This is a genomic window from Streptomyces sp. HNM0574 (assembly GCF_012726235.1).
Taxonomy (GTDB): domain Bacteria; phylum Actinomycetota; class Actinomycetes; order Streptomycetales; family Streptomycetaceae; genus Streptomyces.
On the sequence record NZ_JAASAH010000011.1, the window covers coordinates 74,888 to 89,590 of the forward strand.

Below are 14,703 nucleotides of genomic sequence, written 5' to 3' on the forward strand. Positions count from 1 at the left end.
GGGTGCGCGTGCGCGCCGGGGGCACGCCGCTTCCGCCGTGGCCGACGCCGGACCGGGTACGGGCATGACGTGACCGCGCGGAGGCAATTCCCCGTACCGGTCCGGCCGCGTGGTGGCCGCGTCCGGAGTTCGTGGTGAACTCCCGGATTCCGGTGCGGTTCTGGCGGTGCGTCGGCCGACCGGTCAGGTTTCCGGTTCGGGCCTGTGCCGACCCGCTGCGCATCACGGAGCATAGCCCTTCGCATCCGGCACCCGGGGGCCTTCCTGAGACAGCCCGGGAATGCACTCGCGTACGAAAAACAAATGGCTCAATTCTCCCATCTCCCGTACACGGAAGGGGACTTGACAAGTGGTGACCGTGCCCGGCCGGCAAGGTGCCACAGGGGCCCGCGAGTTGGCCCCGTCAACGCGTCCTCGCTGGCCGCCGGGGTGAAAGGAGGTTTTCCCGATCATTGGGCCAGCGGGCACGAGCGCCGGATTCCACGGCGGGCCGGAATCAATCCTCGCACCTCTGTTCCCCTCACCACTCGAACGAGTGAGACGCGGAAAGCCGGAGCCTCCCCCTTGCGCTCCCCCAGCGGCTCCACTAGTGGGCGAGCGCCGCCCGTACCCCTCCACCGCGCGTACCCGAGGGCCCCGTCACGGCCCTCCGAGGGGTGATCGGACGCGCACGGACTGTCCGAATCTCGTCGGAGCACCTCGGTGACCTGCTACGGAGCAAGGTGGCGCAGACAGGTCTCTGCTCACGCTCCGTCAACGCTTAGGGTGTAGAAGGATCCCGTGCCAGGGGGGCGACCCCGTCCCGGCGCCGGCTGGTGATCATCACGCGATCTCCCGGCGCGGGTTCCGCAGCGGAACCTCAGGAAGGGAATGCACACATGGCACAGATCGAAACCCTCTACGCCGAGATCCTGCGCCGGAACCCGGGCGAGACGGAGTTCCACCAGGCGGTCCGGGAAGTCCTGGAAACCCTGGAGCCGGTGCTGCTGCGCCGGCCGGAATTCGTGGACGCCCGGATCATCGAGCGTATAGCCGAGCCGGAGCGCCAGCTGATCTTCCGCGTGCCGTGGGCCGACGACCAGGGCGGCATCCACGTCAACCGCGGATTCCGGGTGGAATTCAACAGCTCACTCGGCCCCTACAAGGGCGGCCTGCGCTTTCACCCCTCGGTCAATCTCGGAATCGTCAAGTTCCTCGGTTTCGAGCAGGTCTTCAAGAACGCGCTGACGGGAATGCCGATCGGCGGTGGCAAGGGCGGCAGCGACTTCGACCCGAAGGGCCGCTCCGACGCCGAGATCATGCGTTTCTGCCAGTCCTTCATGACCGAACTCCACCGTCACCTGGGCGAGTACACCGACGTGCCCGCCGGTGACATCGGCGTCGGCGGCCGTGAACTCGGCTTCCTCTTCGGCCAGTACAAGCGGATCACCAACCGTTACGAGTCCGGCGTCCTCACGGGCAAGGGACTCGGCTGGGGCGGCGCCCAGGCGCGTACGGAGGCGACCGGCTACGGCTGCGTGATGTTCACGGCCGAGATGCTGCGCAGCCGGGACGAGGACCTGGACGGCCAGCGGGTCGCCGTCTCCGGATCCGGCAACGTCGCCATCTACGCGACGGAGAAGGCACAGCAGCTCGGCGCGACGGTCATCACCTGCTCCGACTCGGACGGGTACGTCGTCGACGACAAGGGCATCGACCTGGCGCTGCTCAAGGAGATCAAGGAGCAGGGCCGCGGCCGGGTCGCCGACTACGCGCGCGAGCGCGGCGAGAACGCCCGCTTCGTGCCCGGCGGACGCGTGTGGGAGGTGCAGGCCGACGTCGCCCTGCCCTGCGCCACGCAGAACGAGCTCACCTCCGAGGACGCCGAGGTGCTCATCCGGAACGGCGTGAAGGCCGTCGCCGAGGGCGCCAACATGCCGACCACCCCCGAGGCGGTCCGGCTGTTCCAGGAGGCGGGCGTCGCCTTCGCCCCCGGCAAGGCGGCCAACGCGGGCGGTGTCGCCACCAGCGCGCTGGAGATGCAGCAGAACGCCTCCCGGGACTCGTGGACCTTCGCGCACACCGAGGAGCGGCTGCAGGAGATCATGCGGCACATCCACGACTCCAGCCACGAGACGGCGGCGCGCTACGGCTCGCCCGGCAACTACGTCGTCGGCGCCAACATCGCGGGCTTCGAGCTCGTGGCCGACGCGATGCTCGCGCAGGGCCTCATCTGAGCCCCGCACACGGCCCGTTGACACGCTTCCCCGAGGCGTGACGCCCCGCCCGCGCGGCGGGGCACGGCGGCCGGGACGGCCCGCACTCCGCGGAGCCGCCCCGGCCGCCTCCTCGTTCCGGCCGTTACGGGAGCATCCCCTCGATCAGGTCGGCCGCGTGCACGGTGCCGCCCTCGGCGCGGACCTCGGCGCGCAGCCGGGCCAGGCGGCGGGCCACCTCCGCGTCCGAGGTCAGCTCCAGCAGCGCGGTGCGCAGGGCCGTGGCGGTGGCGTCGGCCGTGTCGAGGCGGCGGGCGACGCCGAGTTCGACGAGCCGGTCGGCGTTGGCGGGCTGTTCGGCGCCCTGCGGCACGGCGATCATCGGCGTACCCGTGAACAGGCCCTCGCTGCTGCCGCCCATCCCCGCGTGCGTGACGAAGGCGTCGGCCTGCTCCAGGATCGCCAACTGCGGTACCCAGGAGTGGACTTCGACGTTCGGCGGGATCTCTCCCAGCTCGGCCCGGTCGGTGTGCTTTCCGACCTGGAGGACGACGTGCCAGTCCGGCAGCCCGCCGAAGGCGGCCAGGCACTCCCGGTAGAACCCGGGCAGGTGGGTGTAGGCCGAGCCGAGCGAGACCAGCAGCACCTTCCCTGCCCCGGCCGGCCGCTCCCAGCCGCCCTGCTGGGCCCGTCCGCCCGGCCCGTCCCCCGCCGAGGTGCCGAAGCACGGGCCGACGAAGGTGACCCTCCGCGCGTCGACGCGGTCGGCGAAGGGCTGCATCGCGCGCGGGATCAGCGCGAGCGCCCGCGGGGGCTTCCCGAGGAACTCCTGCGCGTCCGTCGTGGTGGCCCCGCACCCGGCGAGCCAGCGTCCGAACTTCGCGAAGTGCTCCGCTGCGCCGGGCAGTTGACGCAGCTGCTCGCCGACGGTCTCGTCCGCGCCCTCCCAGCTGACGTACGTCGGCGACAGCTGCACGGCCGGGCGGCCCTGCGCCTCGGCGAGGGCGCGGGCCGCGTAGCCGCCGATGTCGTACAGGTACAGGTCGGGGCGGTCCTCGTCGTAGACGGCGCGCATCCGGGGCAGCGACTGGACGGCGTCGTCGAGGAAGAGGTCCATGGCCGCGACGGGGTCCTCCGGCCACTTGTTGTCGCGGTACGGCAGCACCGAGGTGTACGGCACGAGCTCGGCCCCGGTGGGCTCGATGACGTGCGCGAGGTAGGGGTCGTTGGCGTATGTCACGCGGTGGCCCCTGGCGACCAGCTCACGGATGATCTCCAGCCCCGGCAGCGTGTGGCTGATCACCGGCACCCCGGCCATCGCGATGTGCGCGGGACGCGGGACGCGGCGCCGCCCGGGGGCGGCGGACGGAACGGACTGCTGGGACGGCGAACTCTGGGACTGCATACGGGATCTCTCGTCTCCGGATCTGCGGTGGGCAGGACACCGCGACCGCACCCCGGGGCACGCCGGAGAGGCGCGCGGCACGCGGGGGCGGGTGCGCGGGCGGGAAGGGCGCGCTGCGCGCCGCCGCCGTGTCAGCCGTAGATCTGGAGGAAGTTCATGCGCGTCACTGTAACCCGCACCGGTGACAGGCGGGACCGGATTTTCCGCGCGGCACCGCTCCCGCCGCCGCCCGTCCCGAGGCCGGGGAGTCCGGGTGCGGAGAGGGTCGTAGAGTCGTCGTATGGCTTCTGACGAGGGGACCGTGCGCGTCGACGTCTGGATCTGGTCCGCGCGGCTCACGAAGACGCGGTCGGCGGCCGCCTCCGCCGCCCGCGCCGGGCACGTGCGCGTCAACGGCGACCGCGCCAAACCGGCGCAGGCGGTGCGGCCCGGCGACGAGATCCGGCTGCGGTACGCGGGCCGGGAGCGGATCGTGATCGTCTCGCGGCTGCTGCGCAAGCGCGTGGGCGCGCCGGTGGCCGCGGAGGCGTACGTCGACAAGAGCCCGCCGCCCCCGCCGCGCGAGGCCGTCGCCGAGGTGCCGCGGCGGGACCGGGGCACCGGGCGTCCGACCAAGCGCGACCGCCGCGAGCTGGAGCGCCTGCGCGAGGGCCGCGCGGGGCAGCCGCCGGGCACGCTCTGAGCTTCCCCTCAACTCACCGGTTCACTCGGCCTCTTGGGCGCCCGCCGGTTCGCCGCGCAGTTCGCGGTCGACGGCGCGGAGCAGGGTGAGCAGCATGCTGTTGAGCGGGGTGGCGATGCCGTGCCGCTCACCGGCGCGGACGACGGCGCCGGTGATGTGCTCGTGTTCGAGGGGGCGTCCGGCGGCGCGGTCGTAGAGCATCGAGGTGCCGCCCGTGGGCGGGACGTGGCGGAAGCGGTTCATGGTGCGCCGGATGTGCCGCTCGTCGTTCGCGGCGCCGTCGGCGCGGGCGACGGCGAGCGCCTCGCGGAGGATGTCCTCGCCGAGGCGCCGCATCTCGGGGTGGGTGAGCACTCCGAGCCGCTGCTGGAGCAGGGTGGTGAGCGGGTTGGCGACGAGATTGGTGAACAGCTTCTCCCACACGGCGGTGCGGAAGTCGTCCACGGCCTTGACGGTCACCCCGCTGCCGTCCAGGAGTTCCTCCAGCGCCCGGGCGAACTCTCCCCGCGGTACGTGCAGTTCGCTGGCCGCGTGGTGCACGATCCGGCCGGGCGCGACGCGTTCGACGGCCGTGTAGGCCAGCGCGGGCAGCACCCGCGCGTCCGGCGGCAGGAGCGGTGCGACGCGCTCGCGGTGGTCCACCCCGTTCTGCACCACCGCGACGACGGTCCCGGGGCCGGTGAGCGCGCGCAGCCAGCCGGCGGCGCCGGCGGTGTCCTGCGCCTTGGTGGTGAGGAACACCCAGTCCACGGGCCCGACTTCGGCCGGCGCGGTGGCCAGCCGTACGGGCACCTCCGCCTCCTCGCCGCCGGTGCGGAGCGTCAGCCGGTCGACGGGGGTGCGCAGGCAGAGGGTGACGCGGTGGTCCGCGCGGTGGAGGAGGACCGCGAGGAGCCCGCCGACGGCTCCGCCGCCGATCACCGCGACCCGCGCGCCGGAAACGGGAGAAATCATGAACGGGAGCCTACGCACCGGAAGTTGACGTGCGAAGGGTGCGGCGCGCGTGCCCCGGGTGACGCCCGGTGCGGCGGGGGTCTCCGGGGCGGTCCCGCACCTCCGTGACGGGGTGTCCATCGGGCCGTCGCCCGTCCGTCACACCCCTGTCACAGTGCGGCGGCGGGGGCGGCCGGGCCCGACGGGCCGCGCTCCGCGCGTGCGACGGTGGACCGGTACCGGTGGGACGCGCCGGACGCGGGCCCCGAGCGCCGCCGTCCGCGCCCGCCCATCCCGACCACGGGGATTCCCTGCGCGGGTGAACGCAGGCTGACAGGAAGAGAAGTGAAGGCACCATGCATCGTGCAGCGCCCAGGACCAAGCGCAACGCCGTCGTGGCCGGCGGCATCGTCGCCGTGCTCCTCCCGCTCGGGCTCGCCGGGCCCGCCGCGGCCCAGGGGCTGACCACCGCCGGGAGTCCGGCCGCGGTCACCGCTCCCGCCGCGGCCGAGTCCGACGTGGTCTCGTCCGTCTCCGGGTTCTACGACGGCTACATCACCTCGCTCGGCGAGGGGGACACCAACCGGGCCGAGAAGCTGCGCCAGGACACCGTCCGCGAGGACTACCTGCTGAAGCTGGAACAGTGGGAGGACCGCAACGGCGCCGACGGCGTGCTGCGTTCGCAGGACGTGCCGGTCGGCTTCGACGTCGCCTACGACGGCAGCGGGGCGGGCCACTCGTGGACGATCGTGACGCTGAAGTGGGACGGCGGCGACCAGCCGGACACCAAGCTGCACGTCCAGACCGACCTGAAGACGGGGAAGATCTCGGGCATCAAGCTCTACGAGTGACCCCGGCCCCCTCCGGCGCCCCGCACCGGGGCGCCGGAGGGGAGAACCGTCCGGCTCAGGACGGCACGGGCGGGAAGCGGAGCAGGGAGCCGACGCCCTCGTGCATGCCCGTCCCCTCCTCGACCAGGCCGAACGCGGCTCCCGTCCCGGCGCACACCTTGATCAGGAAGGCCTCGCGGGAGGCGTCGGTGCCGGGTTCGAAGAGCAGCGTGTCCACCGCGCCGCTCTCCGCGGCCGCGGCCACGGGCGTGCCGCCCTCCGTCGCCTCCTGGTGCGCGAGCCCCTCGCGGAACGCGTTCGTCCGCTCCTTGACCACCGATTCGTCGACCGCGGTCGCGATCCGCAGCAGCTCCTCGGCGAGCGCCCCGTCCGGGGAGTGCCCGTCGTCGCCGCCCCGGTCCGTCTCGGTGAGCAGCGGGAGCAGGTCCGGGCCGATCTCGTCCCGTACGGCGGTCCTGGCCTGCACCTCGCCGGCGAGGACGAGCACGTCGGGGCGGAAGCTCTCGGCGGCCTTGCGCGCGTACTCGACGACGTCCCGCGCGTTGCGCTGCACCACCTCCTCGGCCCGGCGCTGGACGCGGCTGTGCGCGTGCGCCTGGCCGCGCTGCTTCTCCATGCCCTCGGGCGCGCTCCCGGTGACCTCGGTGACGCCCTCCACCACCGGGCGGTGCTGCCGCGCGATCACCTCACGGCGCACCACGGCGCCCTCCTGGTCGGCGACGACGACCAGGGCCCGCACCCCGCGCGCCCGCTCCCGCACGTACGCGCCGAGCTCGGGCAGGACGGTCCAGTGCGCGTCGTCGCCGGCGCCGAGCGCGGCGTCCCACGGTTCGTCGAGGACGACGCCCGAGGCGTCGGCGACCATCACCCGCCCGTTGGTCTGCTCCTCCCCCGCGGCGCCCCCGTCCAGCGCGGTGCCGATCGCGTCCAGCGCCGCGTTGTCGGCGCCCGCGCCCTCCAGCCGCTCGCGGAGCGCCTTCCAGCGCAGCCGCATCTGGTTGTGGGCGTCCTCGCTGGGTGAACGGCCCTCCAGGTAGACGGTGGCGAAGGGGCCTTCGTGCTCGTACACCGGGCGCAGAACGGACAGTTCCATCGTTGACTCCAGACTCGGACGTCGTGCGGTGCTTCCTTGCCGTACCGGTCCGCAGCCGCCGCTGCGGGTCGTGCCCGTGGTGGGTCTGTCGTCCCTCCACGGTGCCGCCGCCCACCCGCCACCGCACGCGGTACGGCTCCCGGGCCGCTCCCGCGCGGGCGGCACGGCCCGGACGGACGGGCTCGCGTACCCGTGCGGCGGCCTCGCACACGTCCCCGGCGCGGGGCGTGTGCGAAGCGGGTGCGGGGGTACCGGCGCTGGACGAGACTGGGGAACCGTGAGGCCGCGGGTTCCCCGTTCCGGGAACCGACCACGTGCGAGGAGGCGGTCCGCATGGCCATCGCCACCGTGAACCCGGCGACGGGCGAGACGCTCAGGACCTTCGAGCCGCTCAACGGGGGCGAGATCGAGGAACGGCTGGTCCGCGCCGAGCAGGCGTCCGCCGCCTGGCGGCACACCACCTTCACCCACCGCGCCGAGCTGCTGAACCGGGCGGCGGCGCTGCTGGAGGAGGAGAGCGGCCCGGTCGCGCGGATGATGACGACCGAGATGGGCAAGCCGCTGGCGGCGGCCCGTGCCGAGGCGGCGAAGTGCGTGAAGACGATGCGCTGGTACGCGCGGCACGCGGCGACGCTGCTGGCGAACGAGCACCCGGCCGAGGCCGACGTGGAGGACTCCGGCGCGACCCGGGCCTACGTCCGCTACCGCCCGCTGGGGACGGTGCTGGCCGTCATGCCGTGGAACTTCCCGCTGTGGCAGGTGATCCGCTTCGCGGCGCCCGCGCTGATGGCGGGCAACACGGGCCTGCTGAAGCACGCCTCGAACGTGCCGCAGACCGCGCTGTACCTGGAGGAGCTGTTCCGCAGGGCCGGGTATCCGGAGGGCTGTTTCCAGACGCTGCTGGTCGGCTCAGGCGAGATCGAGGGCATCCTGCGGGACCCCAGGGTGGCTGCCGCGACGCTGACCGGCAGCGAGCACGCGGGCCGGTCGGTGGCCTCCGTCGCAGGGGACGAGGTGAAGAAGACGGTGCTGGAGCTGGGCGGCAGCGACCCGTTCCTGGTGCTGCCCTCGGCCGACCTGGACCGCGCCGTCCGCACCGCGGTGACGGCCCGGGTGCAGAACAACGGGCAGTCGTGCATCGCGGCCAAGCGGTTCATCGTGCACGCCGACGTCTACGAGACGTTCGCGGCGCGGTTCACCGAACGGATGGCCTCGCTGCGGGTCGGCGACCCGATGGAGGAGACCACCGACGTCGGGCCGCTCTCCAGCGAGCAGGGCCGCTGGGACGTGGAGGAGCTCGTCGACGACGCGATCCGGCGGGGCGCCGAGGCGCTGTGCGGGGGCCGCCGTCCGGCGGGCTTCGACCGGGGCTGGTTCTACGAGCCGACCGTCCTCGCCGAGATCACCGATGACATGCGCATCCACCGCGAGGAGGCGTTCGGACCGGTCGCCTCGCTGTACCGCGTGGAGAGCCTGGACGAGGCGCTGGAGACGGCCAACGACACCCCGTTCGGGCTGAGTTCGAACGCGTGGACCCGGGACCCGGACGAGCAGGAGCGGCTGGCCGGCGAACTCCAGGCGGGCGGCGTCTTCTTCAACGGGATGACGGCCTCGCACCCCGCGCTGCCCTTCGGCGGCGTGAAGCGCTCCGGCTACGGGCGCGAGCTCGCCGGGCACGGCATCCGCGAGTTCTGCAACCCGACTACGGTGTGGCACGGCGAGGAGTGAGCCGCGCCCCGGCAGGAGACCCGCGAGAGGTGTGAGCGATGGAGGGCGGGACGACGCCGCCCCTGTTCCCCGGAGAGGGGCGGCGGCGGTCCGAGATCGCGCCCGGCGCGGTGCACGTACCGGACTGGCTGTCCGCCGAGGGGCAGCGCGAGCTGGTGACCGCCTGCCGCGCCTGGGCGACGGGCCCGGTACCGATGCGGCACACGCGGCTGCCGCGCGGCGGCGTGATGTCCGTGCGGACGGTCTGCCTGGGCTGGCACTGGAAGCCGTACGCCTACACCCGCACCGCCGACGACGTGAACGGCCGCCCCGTCGCGCCGCTGCCGGACTGGCTCGCGGACCTGGGCCGCCGCGCGGTGGCCGACGCGTACGGGGAGCGCCTCCCCGAGGTGCCGGGGGCCGGGGCGTACGCACCGGACACCGCGCTGGTCAACTTCTATGACGCGCAGGCGCGGATGGGGATGCACCAGGACCGGGAGGAGCGCTCGGCCGCTCCCGTGGTCTCGCTGAGCATCGGCGACACCTGCGTCTTCCGCTTCGGCAACACCGAGACCCGGGGCCGGCCGTACACGGACGTCGAACTCGCCTCGGGCGACCTGTTCGTCTTCGGCGGCCCGTCCCGCTTCGCCTTCCACGGGGTGCCCCGGGTACGTCCCGGCACCGGCGACCCCGCGACGGGCCTGGCCGGGGGCCGGCTGAACCTGACGCTCCGGGTCACGGGGCTGACGGACTGACCCGGCGTCCCGGCGCAGAGGGGGCGCGCGGGTGGCCGGTCCGCGTCCTCCGTGCTCCCGCGCACGGGCGCCGGGGCACAACCTTCGCGCGGGGCCGGTGGTCGTTCCGGGTGCCCCCGCGCCGAGGCGGCGGGCGGGAATCGCCGAATTCCCCCATCTCTTCGGACATATGACGGAGCCTCACGTGAACCCGGTCAGCAGACTGCCGCACCCCCGCCGAAGAACGGCCGCCGCCACAGTGGTGACGGGAGCCGTCCTCGCCGCGGGGCCCCTGGTCACTCCGGCCCAGGCGGCCCGGACACCCACGACGGACCGGGCGCCCGGGACCGCTCAGCAGGCCCCCGCCGCGGCCGGCCCCTCCGGGATCAAGGCCAAGAGCGCCTTCGTGCTGAACGACGACGCGGGCAAGCGGATGTGGAGCAAGGACGCGGACACCCCGCGCGAGATGGCCAGCACCACGAAGGTGATGACGGCCGCCGTGGTCGTCAGCACCAAGGGCGTCGACCTCGACCGGAAGATCACCGTCAAGCAGGCGTACCGCGACTACGTCGCGCGGAACGGCGCCAGCACCGCCGATCTGAAGACCGGCGACAAGCTCTCGGCCCGCCAGCTGCTGTACGCGCTGATGCTGCCCTCGGGCTGCGACGCCGCGTACGCGCTCGCCGACACCTTCGGCGAGGGCCGCACCAACGCCGAGCGCACCGCCTCGTTCATCGCGAAGATGAACGCCAAGGCCCGCCAACTCGGCATGAAGAACACGCGGTTCGACACCTTCGACGGCATCTCCCGGTCCGGCGGCAACCGCTCCACCGCGCGGGACATGACGACGCTGGCGCACTACGCGCTCGGCAGCAAGAACATCCGCAAGGTGGTGGGCGCGCAGAAGGCCGTGCAGAAGGCGACCAACGGCCGTACGTACACCTGGTACAACACCAACAAGATGCTCGCCACCTACCAGGGCATGATCGGCATCAAGACCGGTACCGGCACCAAGGCCGGTGCCTGCCTGGTCTTCGCCGCGACGCGGAACGGCCACACCGTCTCCGGCACCCTGCTCAACAGCGCCGCCCGCACCTCGGACGCCACCAAGGTCCTGAACTGGGCCTTCTCCCGCGTCTGAGGGACGGGCACACGACGAGGCCCCGCCCCCTGGCGCATGCGGGGGCGGGGCCTCGTGCGGGTGGTCAGGCGCCGGTGCCCGGCTTGGTGCCCCAGACGTAGACGTGGTCGCCCTCGTCGAGCAGGTCCCACAGCCGCTTGGCGTCGGGCATGCGCAGGTTGACGCAGCCCGCCGAGCCGCCGCCGTCGTACAGGTCGCCCGGGTGCCCGTGCAGGGCCTGCCCGCCGTCGAAGAACTGGGCGTAGGGCATGGGGGCGTTGTCGTAGAGCGTGGAGTGGTGGTCGCGGCTGCGCCAGGAGATCGTGTGCATGCCGCGCCGGGTCTCCTCCGCCTCCCGTCCGGTCCTGATCGGCACCGGCGGGACGAGGACGCGCTCGCCCTTCTGCACCCACAGCACCTGCCGGTCCATGTCGACGCAGGTGACCCGGTAGGAGCGGACGGGGCACTTGCCCGCCGCGTTGGGGTTCTTCCGTGCCGTGAGGACGACGCTGATCCGGTAGGTGCCCAGCGTGGCCTGGCCGTCGGCCGGGCGGATGCCGTTCTGCCGCTGGAAGTCGCGGACGGCCTCGCAGTCCTCGGTGGACTGGCGCCCGTCGACGGGCAGTTGGAGGTAGCGCTCCAGCTGCCGCTGGTACGGCCCGGTCGGGGCCGTGCACGCGGCCGGGCGGTCCGCGCGCGGCCCGGCGGGAGCGGCCTGCGCGGAAACGGAGTGGAGCGTGCCGGTCAGCAGCGCCGTGGTGACGGCTGCCACCGCGATCCGGCGGCGGTAGGTGGTGCCTCGCATACCCATCGTCCCCTCGTCTGGCTGGTGTTCCCGTGATGGCTGGTCCGGTGTGTGCCGGGCCGGGCGGCCCGGTGGGGGGGCCGGGGCCCGCGCGGGTGTGGCGTCGCCGCGCGGGCCCCGGCGTTCGTCGGGCAAGTCCCCTGGTTCCGGGGTCACTTGCCGCCGTTGTCGCCCTTGCCCTCACCCTTTCCGGGCTCGCCGCGGGTGTTCTCCAGCGGCACGGTGAGGCCCTTCCCGGCGTTGCCGGCGGTGAGTTCGTACGGGCCGCTCACCGGGTCGGCGGGCAGCTCGTAGCCCTCGGGGACAGCGGTCTCCTCCAGGTAGTAGGTGCCGAGCGGCAGTTCGTCGAAGGAGCACCGGCCCTTGTCGTCGGTGGCGCAGGCGCTGCCGGTGCGGGTGTCGGGGTCGCCGCCGCCGGTCTGGAGACCGGCGGTGCCGTTGGTCTCCCGCCACAGCTGGAAGACGGCGCCGGGCAGCGGCTCCCCGTTCTTCCGGTCGGTCTTGTCGAGTCGGATGTCGCCCTTGGGGTCGGGCCCGGGGCCCGGCTCGGGGGCCTTCCGGTTGTCGGCCGTGACCCGGTACGTCTGCCCGGGCTCGGTGACCTCGACGGGTCCGGTCACGGTGTCGCGGGGCAGCTCGTACCCGTCGGGTGCGGCCGTCTCCTCCCAGTAGTAGGTGCCGGTCGAGGTGACCGTCTCCTCGCAGACGCCGCGGCCGCCGGTCGTGCAGGGCCCGCCGACGGCCGTGTCCGGGTTCTCGCCGCCGGTCTGGAGACCGGCGGTGCCGTTGGTCTCCCGCCACAGCTGGAACTCGGCACCCGGCAGCCGGGCCCCGCTCTCCTTGTCCCGCTTCTCGACGCGGACGGTGCTGTCCGGGTCCTGGGACCTGGCGTTGTCGGCCTCGGAGGTCTGCCCGCGCCCGATGTTCTCCGCCGTCACCTCGACGGGGCCGGTCACCGTGTTCTCCGGCAGGTCGTACCCCTCGGGCGCGGCCGTCTCCTGCCAGTAGTACGCGCCCGGCTCCGAGACGGTGCGCTCGCAGCGGCCGAGCGCTCCCGTGGTGCACGGCTCGCCGACCGTGGTGTCGGGGTTCCCGCCGCCGGTCTGGAGACCCTCGACGCCGTTCGTCTCCCGCCACAGCTGGAACTCGGCGCCCGGCAGCCGGGCCCCGCTCTCCCCGTCCCGCTTGTCGATCCGGAGCGGGCCGTCCTCGTTGTTGGGGTCGGGGTCAGGGTCGGGGTCGGGCCCCGGCTCCGGCGTCTTCTGGTTGTCGGCCGTGACCTCGTACGTCTGTCCGGGCTCGGTGACCTCGACGGGGCCGATCACCGTGTCGGCGGGCATCTCGTAGCCCTCGGGGACGGCGGTCTCCTCCCAGTAGTAGGTGCCGGTCGAGGTGACGGTCTCGGCGCAGACGCCCTCACCGTCGGTGGTGCAGCGGTCGCCGACGGCGGTGTCCGGGTTCTCGCCGCCGGTCTGGAGACCGGCGGTGCCGTTGGTCTCCCGCCAGAGCTGGAACTCGGCGCCGGGCAGCGGGCTGCCGTCCTCCGCGTCCCGCTTCTCGACCCGGACGGTGTTGTCCGGCTCGGCCGACCTGGTGTTGTCCGCCTCGACCCGGCTGCCCTGCGAGATGTTCTCCGCGGTCACCTCGACGGGGCCGACCACCGGGTTCTCGGGCAGGTCGTAGCCCTCGGGCGCGGCCGTCTCCTGCCAGTAGTAGGTGCCGGGTTCGGTGACGGACTGCTCGCAGGTGCCCTCGGCGCCGGTGGTGCAGGGCTCGCCGACGGTGGCGTCCGGGTTCTCGCCGCCGGTCTGGAGACCGTCGACGCCGTTCGTCTCCCGCCAGAGCTGGAACTCGGCGCCGGGCAGCGGCACCTGGTCCTCGGAGTCCTGCTTCTCGACGGTGAGCACGCCGGACTGGGGCGCGGGCTCGGCGCAGTCCGGCAGGTCGCCGTCGAACGGGTAGGCGTGGATCTCCTGGCCGCCGCTCCCGGAGGCCGCGCTGGTGTGGGTGAGCGAACCGGCCGTGTAGAGACGGCCGTTGGTGCCCGGCAGGGTCACCGTCATCTCGGACTGGGGGTTGCCCGCGAGGACGCTGCCCTGGAACTGGCCGGTGCCGATCAGGCCGATCCGGGACGCGTCGGGGAAGTTCCACAGCAGCCGCTCGCGGAGCTGGTTGAACGGGTCGCTGTCGTCGAGCTGGCCGCTGTAGGTGTTGATCGTGCGGGCCTCGCCGGTCATGTTGACCAGGACGGTGGCGTCCGCCGGGATGTTCGCGAACCGGATGCCCTGCTGCCCGCCGCTCGCGCTCTGCAGGTCGAAGTCGACGTTGAAGACCTGGAGCGAGGAGCTGCCGTCCCCGGTGAAGACGGTCTCGTAGCCGTTGTTGACGGCGGTGCCGGTGGCCGGGCGGGTGCCGGTGTCGCCCTGCGCGTAGCAGTGGCTGGCGTCGACGAGTTCGCCGCGCAGCTTCCGGTAGGGCTCGGCCGCTTCCGGGTCCTGCACGGGGCGGTCGACGATGGTGCCGGAGGCGGGCCCGGCGTGCCGGACGACGCCGCCCTCGGCGAGGAGCCGCTGCCCGGGCGCCACGGAGACGCCGCCGCCGGTGGTGAGGAAGTCCGAGCCGTCGGGCGGCGGCACCCGCGAACCGACGCCCACGATCCCGACGTTGTAGACCTGGCTGCCGCCCGCTGACTTGTTCATGTCGAAGTCGCCGAGCGAGACGACCTTGCCCTCGGCCTCGGCCGCCCGCTCGCGGACGCGGAAGTCCCCGCCCGTGAAGATGTTGATGTTGGCGTCCCGTCCGGCGAAGGCGCCGTTGTTGACGGGCGGGTACGGGTCGGGGCAGTTGCCGGGGAGGCAGGGGCCCAGGCCGCCGGGCAGCGGGGCCGCCTGGGCTGCCGGTACGGCGACGCCCCAGGTCAGCACGGGGGCGCAGAGGAACGCGAGGGCGCAGCGCAGGAGTCTCTTCCTGCCCCGCTTCGGGGGTACGACGGCTGTGTTGTCCATGCTGTCCTCGGTGGTGCGGGTGACACGGACGGGTGTCCGCGCTGTCGACCGGCCCAGCATGGACAGCGCTCCGCGCGAGGCCGGGGTACGCCACCGACCGGCCCGCGAGCTCCACCCGTACGACCCCGGCGGTCGGTCCGTCCGGCGTACGCCCCGCGCGCCTCCCGTCCCGC

11 protein-coding genes are annotated in these 14,703 nt (G+C 73.4%); 6 read left to right on the forward strand and 5 right to left on the reverse strand.

The window, feature by feature from the left end; translation table 11 throughout:
* The first annotated feature begins 878 nt into the window (after nt 1-878).
* Complete coding sequence (gene gdhA, locus HCC30_RS19180) at nt 879-2,216, forward strand: NADP-specific glutamate dehydrogenase (RefSeq protein WP_169443829.1); 1,338 nt, start codon at nt 879-881, stop codon at nt 2,214-2,216.
* Nucleotides 2,217-2,340: 124 nt separating this feature from the next.
* Here gdhA and HCC30_RS19185 read toward each other — a convergent pair whose 3' ends face one another.
* A complete protein-coding gene (locus HCC30_RS19185) occupies nt 2,341-3,513 on the reverse strand; it encodes a macrolide family glycosyltransferase (protein ID WP_169443943.1) in 1,173 nt (390 codons plus the stop codon).
* Between the two features lie 367 nt (nt 3,514-3,880).
* Here HCC30_RS19185 and HCC30_RS19190 point away from each other — a divergent pair, with 367 nt between their 5' ends.
* Nucleotides 3,881-4,282, forward strand: a complete 402-nt coding sequence (locus tag HCC30_RS19190) for an RNA-binding S4 domain-containing protein (protein WP_169443830.1) — start codon at nt 3,881-3,883, stop codon at nt 4,280-4,282.
* A gap of 21 nt (nt 4,283-4,303) precedes the next feature.
* On the opposite strand, the gene HCC30_RS19195 is transcribed toward HCC30_RS19190, so the two are convergent.
* Nucleotides 4,304-5,236, reverse strand: coding sequence for a 2-dehydropantoate 2-reductase (locus HCC30_RS19195; RefSeq protein WP_206324038.1), 933 nt, complete (start codon nt 5,234-5,236; stop codon nt 4,304-4,306).
* A 335-nt stretch (nt 5,237-5,571) separates the two neighbouring features.
* Here HCC30_RS19195 and HCC30_RS19200 point away from each other — a divergent pair, with 335 nt between their 5' ends.
* Nucleotides 5,572-6,066 carry a hypothetical protein gene (locus tag HCC30_RS19200; protein WP_169443831.1) on the forward strand — a complete coding sequence of 165 codons (495 nt, stop codon included), beginning with the start codon at nt 5,572-5,574 and terminating at the stop codon, nt 6,064-6,066.
* Between the two features lie 55 nt (nt 6,067-6,121).
* On the opposite strand, the gene HCC30_RS19205 is transcribed toward HCC30_RS19200, so the two are convergent.
* Nucleotides 6,122-7,159, reverse strand: a complete 1,038-nt coding sequence (locus HCC30_RS19205) for a hypothetical protein (RefSeq protein ID WP_240979721.1) — start codon at nt 7,157-7,159, stop codon at nt 6,122-6,124.
* Between the two features lie 333 nt (nt 7,160-7,492).
* Between HCC30_RS19205 and HCC30_RS19210 the strand changes: the two genes are divergently transcribed.
* The 3 genes from HCC30_RS19210 to HCC30_RS19220 all read left to right on the forward strand — a co-directional run bounded on the left by HCC30_RS19210 (nt 7,493) and on the right by HCC30_RS19220 (nt 10,741).
* Nucleotides 7,493-8,887, forward strand: a complete 1,395-nt coding sequence (locus tag HCC30_RS19210) for an NADP-dependent succinic semialdehyde dehydrogenase (protein ID WP_169443832.1) — start codon at nt 7,493-7,495, stop codon at nt 8,885-8,887.
* A 38-nt stretch (nt 8,888-8,925) separates the two neighbouring features.
* Entirely contained in the window at nt 8,926-9,621 is a 696-nt protein-coding gene (locus tag HCC30_RS19215) for an alpha-ketoglutarate-dependent dioxygenase AlkB (RefSeq protein ID WP_169443833.1), read from the forward strand.
* A 202-nt stretch (nt 9,622-9,823) separates the two neighbouring features.
* Complete coding sequence (locus HCC30_RS19220) at nt 9,824-10,741, forward strand: serine hydrolase (RefSeq protein ID WP_240979733.1); 918 nt, start codon at nt 9,824-9,826, stop codon at nt 10,739-10,741.
* Between the two features lie 64 nt (nt 10,742-10,805).
* On the opposite strand, the gene HCC30_RS19225 is transcribed toward HCC30_RS19220, so the two are convergent.
* Nucleotides 10,806-11,525, reverse strand: coding sequence for a L,D-transpeptidase family protein (locus HCC30_RS19225; RefSeq protein ID WP_169443835.1), 720 nt, complete (start codon nt 11,523-11,525; stop codon nt 10,806-10,808).
* 152 nt (nt 11,526-11,677) lie between these two features.
* On the reverse strand, nt 11,678-14,530 hold the full coding sequence (locus HCC30_RS29025; RefSeq protein WP_206324039.1) for a SpaA isopeptide-forming pilin-related protein: 2,853 nt from the start codon (nt 14,528-14,530) through the stop codon (nt 11,678-11,680).
* Nucleotides 14,531-14,703 lie beyond the last annotated feature (173 nt).

What these genes read in the sequence shown, in the direction of transcription:
- gdhA (WP_169443829.1), top strand. Translation starts at nt 879, where the DNA reads ATGGCACAGATCGAAACCCTCTACGCCGAGATCCTGCGCCGGAACCCG.
- HCC30_RS19185 (WP_169443943.1), bottom strand. Translation starts at nt 3,513, where the DNA reads ATGGCCGGGGTGCCGGTGATCAGCCACACGCTGCCGGGGCTGGAGATC.
- HCC30_RS19190 (WP_169443830.1), top strand. Translation starts at nt 3,881, where the DNA reads ATGGCTTCTGACGAGGGGACCGTGCGCGTCGACGTCTGGATCTGGTCC.
- HCC30_RS19195 (WP_206324038.1), bottom strand. Translation starts at nt 5,236, where the DNA reads ATGATTTCTCCCGTTTCCGGCGCGCGGGTCGCGGTGATCGGCGGCGGA.
- HCC30_RS19200 (WP_169443831.1), top strand. Translation starts at nt 5,572, where the DNA reads ATGCATCGTGCAGCGCCCAGGACCAAGCGCAACGCCGTCGTGGCCGGC.
- HCC30_RS19205 (WP_240979721.1), bottom strand. Translation starts at nt 7,159, where the DNA reads ATGGAACTGTCCGTTCTGCGCCCGGTGTACGAGCACGAAGGCCCCTTC.
- HCC30_RS19210 (WP_169443832.1), top strand. Translation starts at nt 7,493, where the DNA reads ATGGCCATCGCCACCGTGAACCCGGCGACGGGCGAGACGCTCAGGACC.
- HCC30_RS19215 (WP_169443833.1), top strand. Translation starts at nt 8,926, where the DNA reads ATGGAGGGCGGGACGACGCCGCCCCTGTTCCCCGGAGAGGGGCGGCGG.
- HCC30_RS19225 (WP_169443835.1), bottom strand. Translation starts at nt 11,525, where the DNA reads ATGCGAGGCACCACCTACCGCCGCCGGATCGCGGTGGCAGCCGTCACC.
- HCC30_RS29025 (WP_206324039.1), bottom strand. Translation starts at nt 14,530, where the DNA reads ATGGACAACACAGCCGTCGTACCCCCGAAGCGGGGCAGGAAGAGACTC.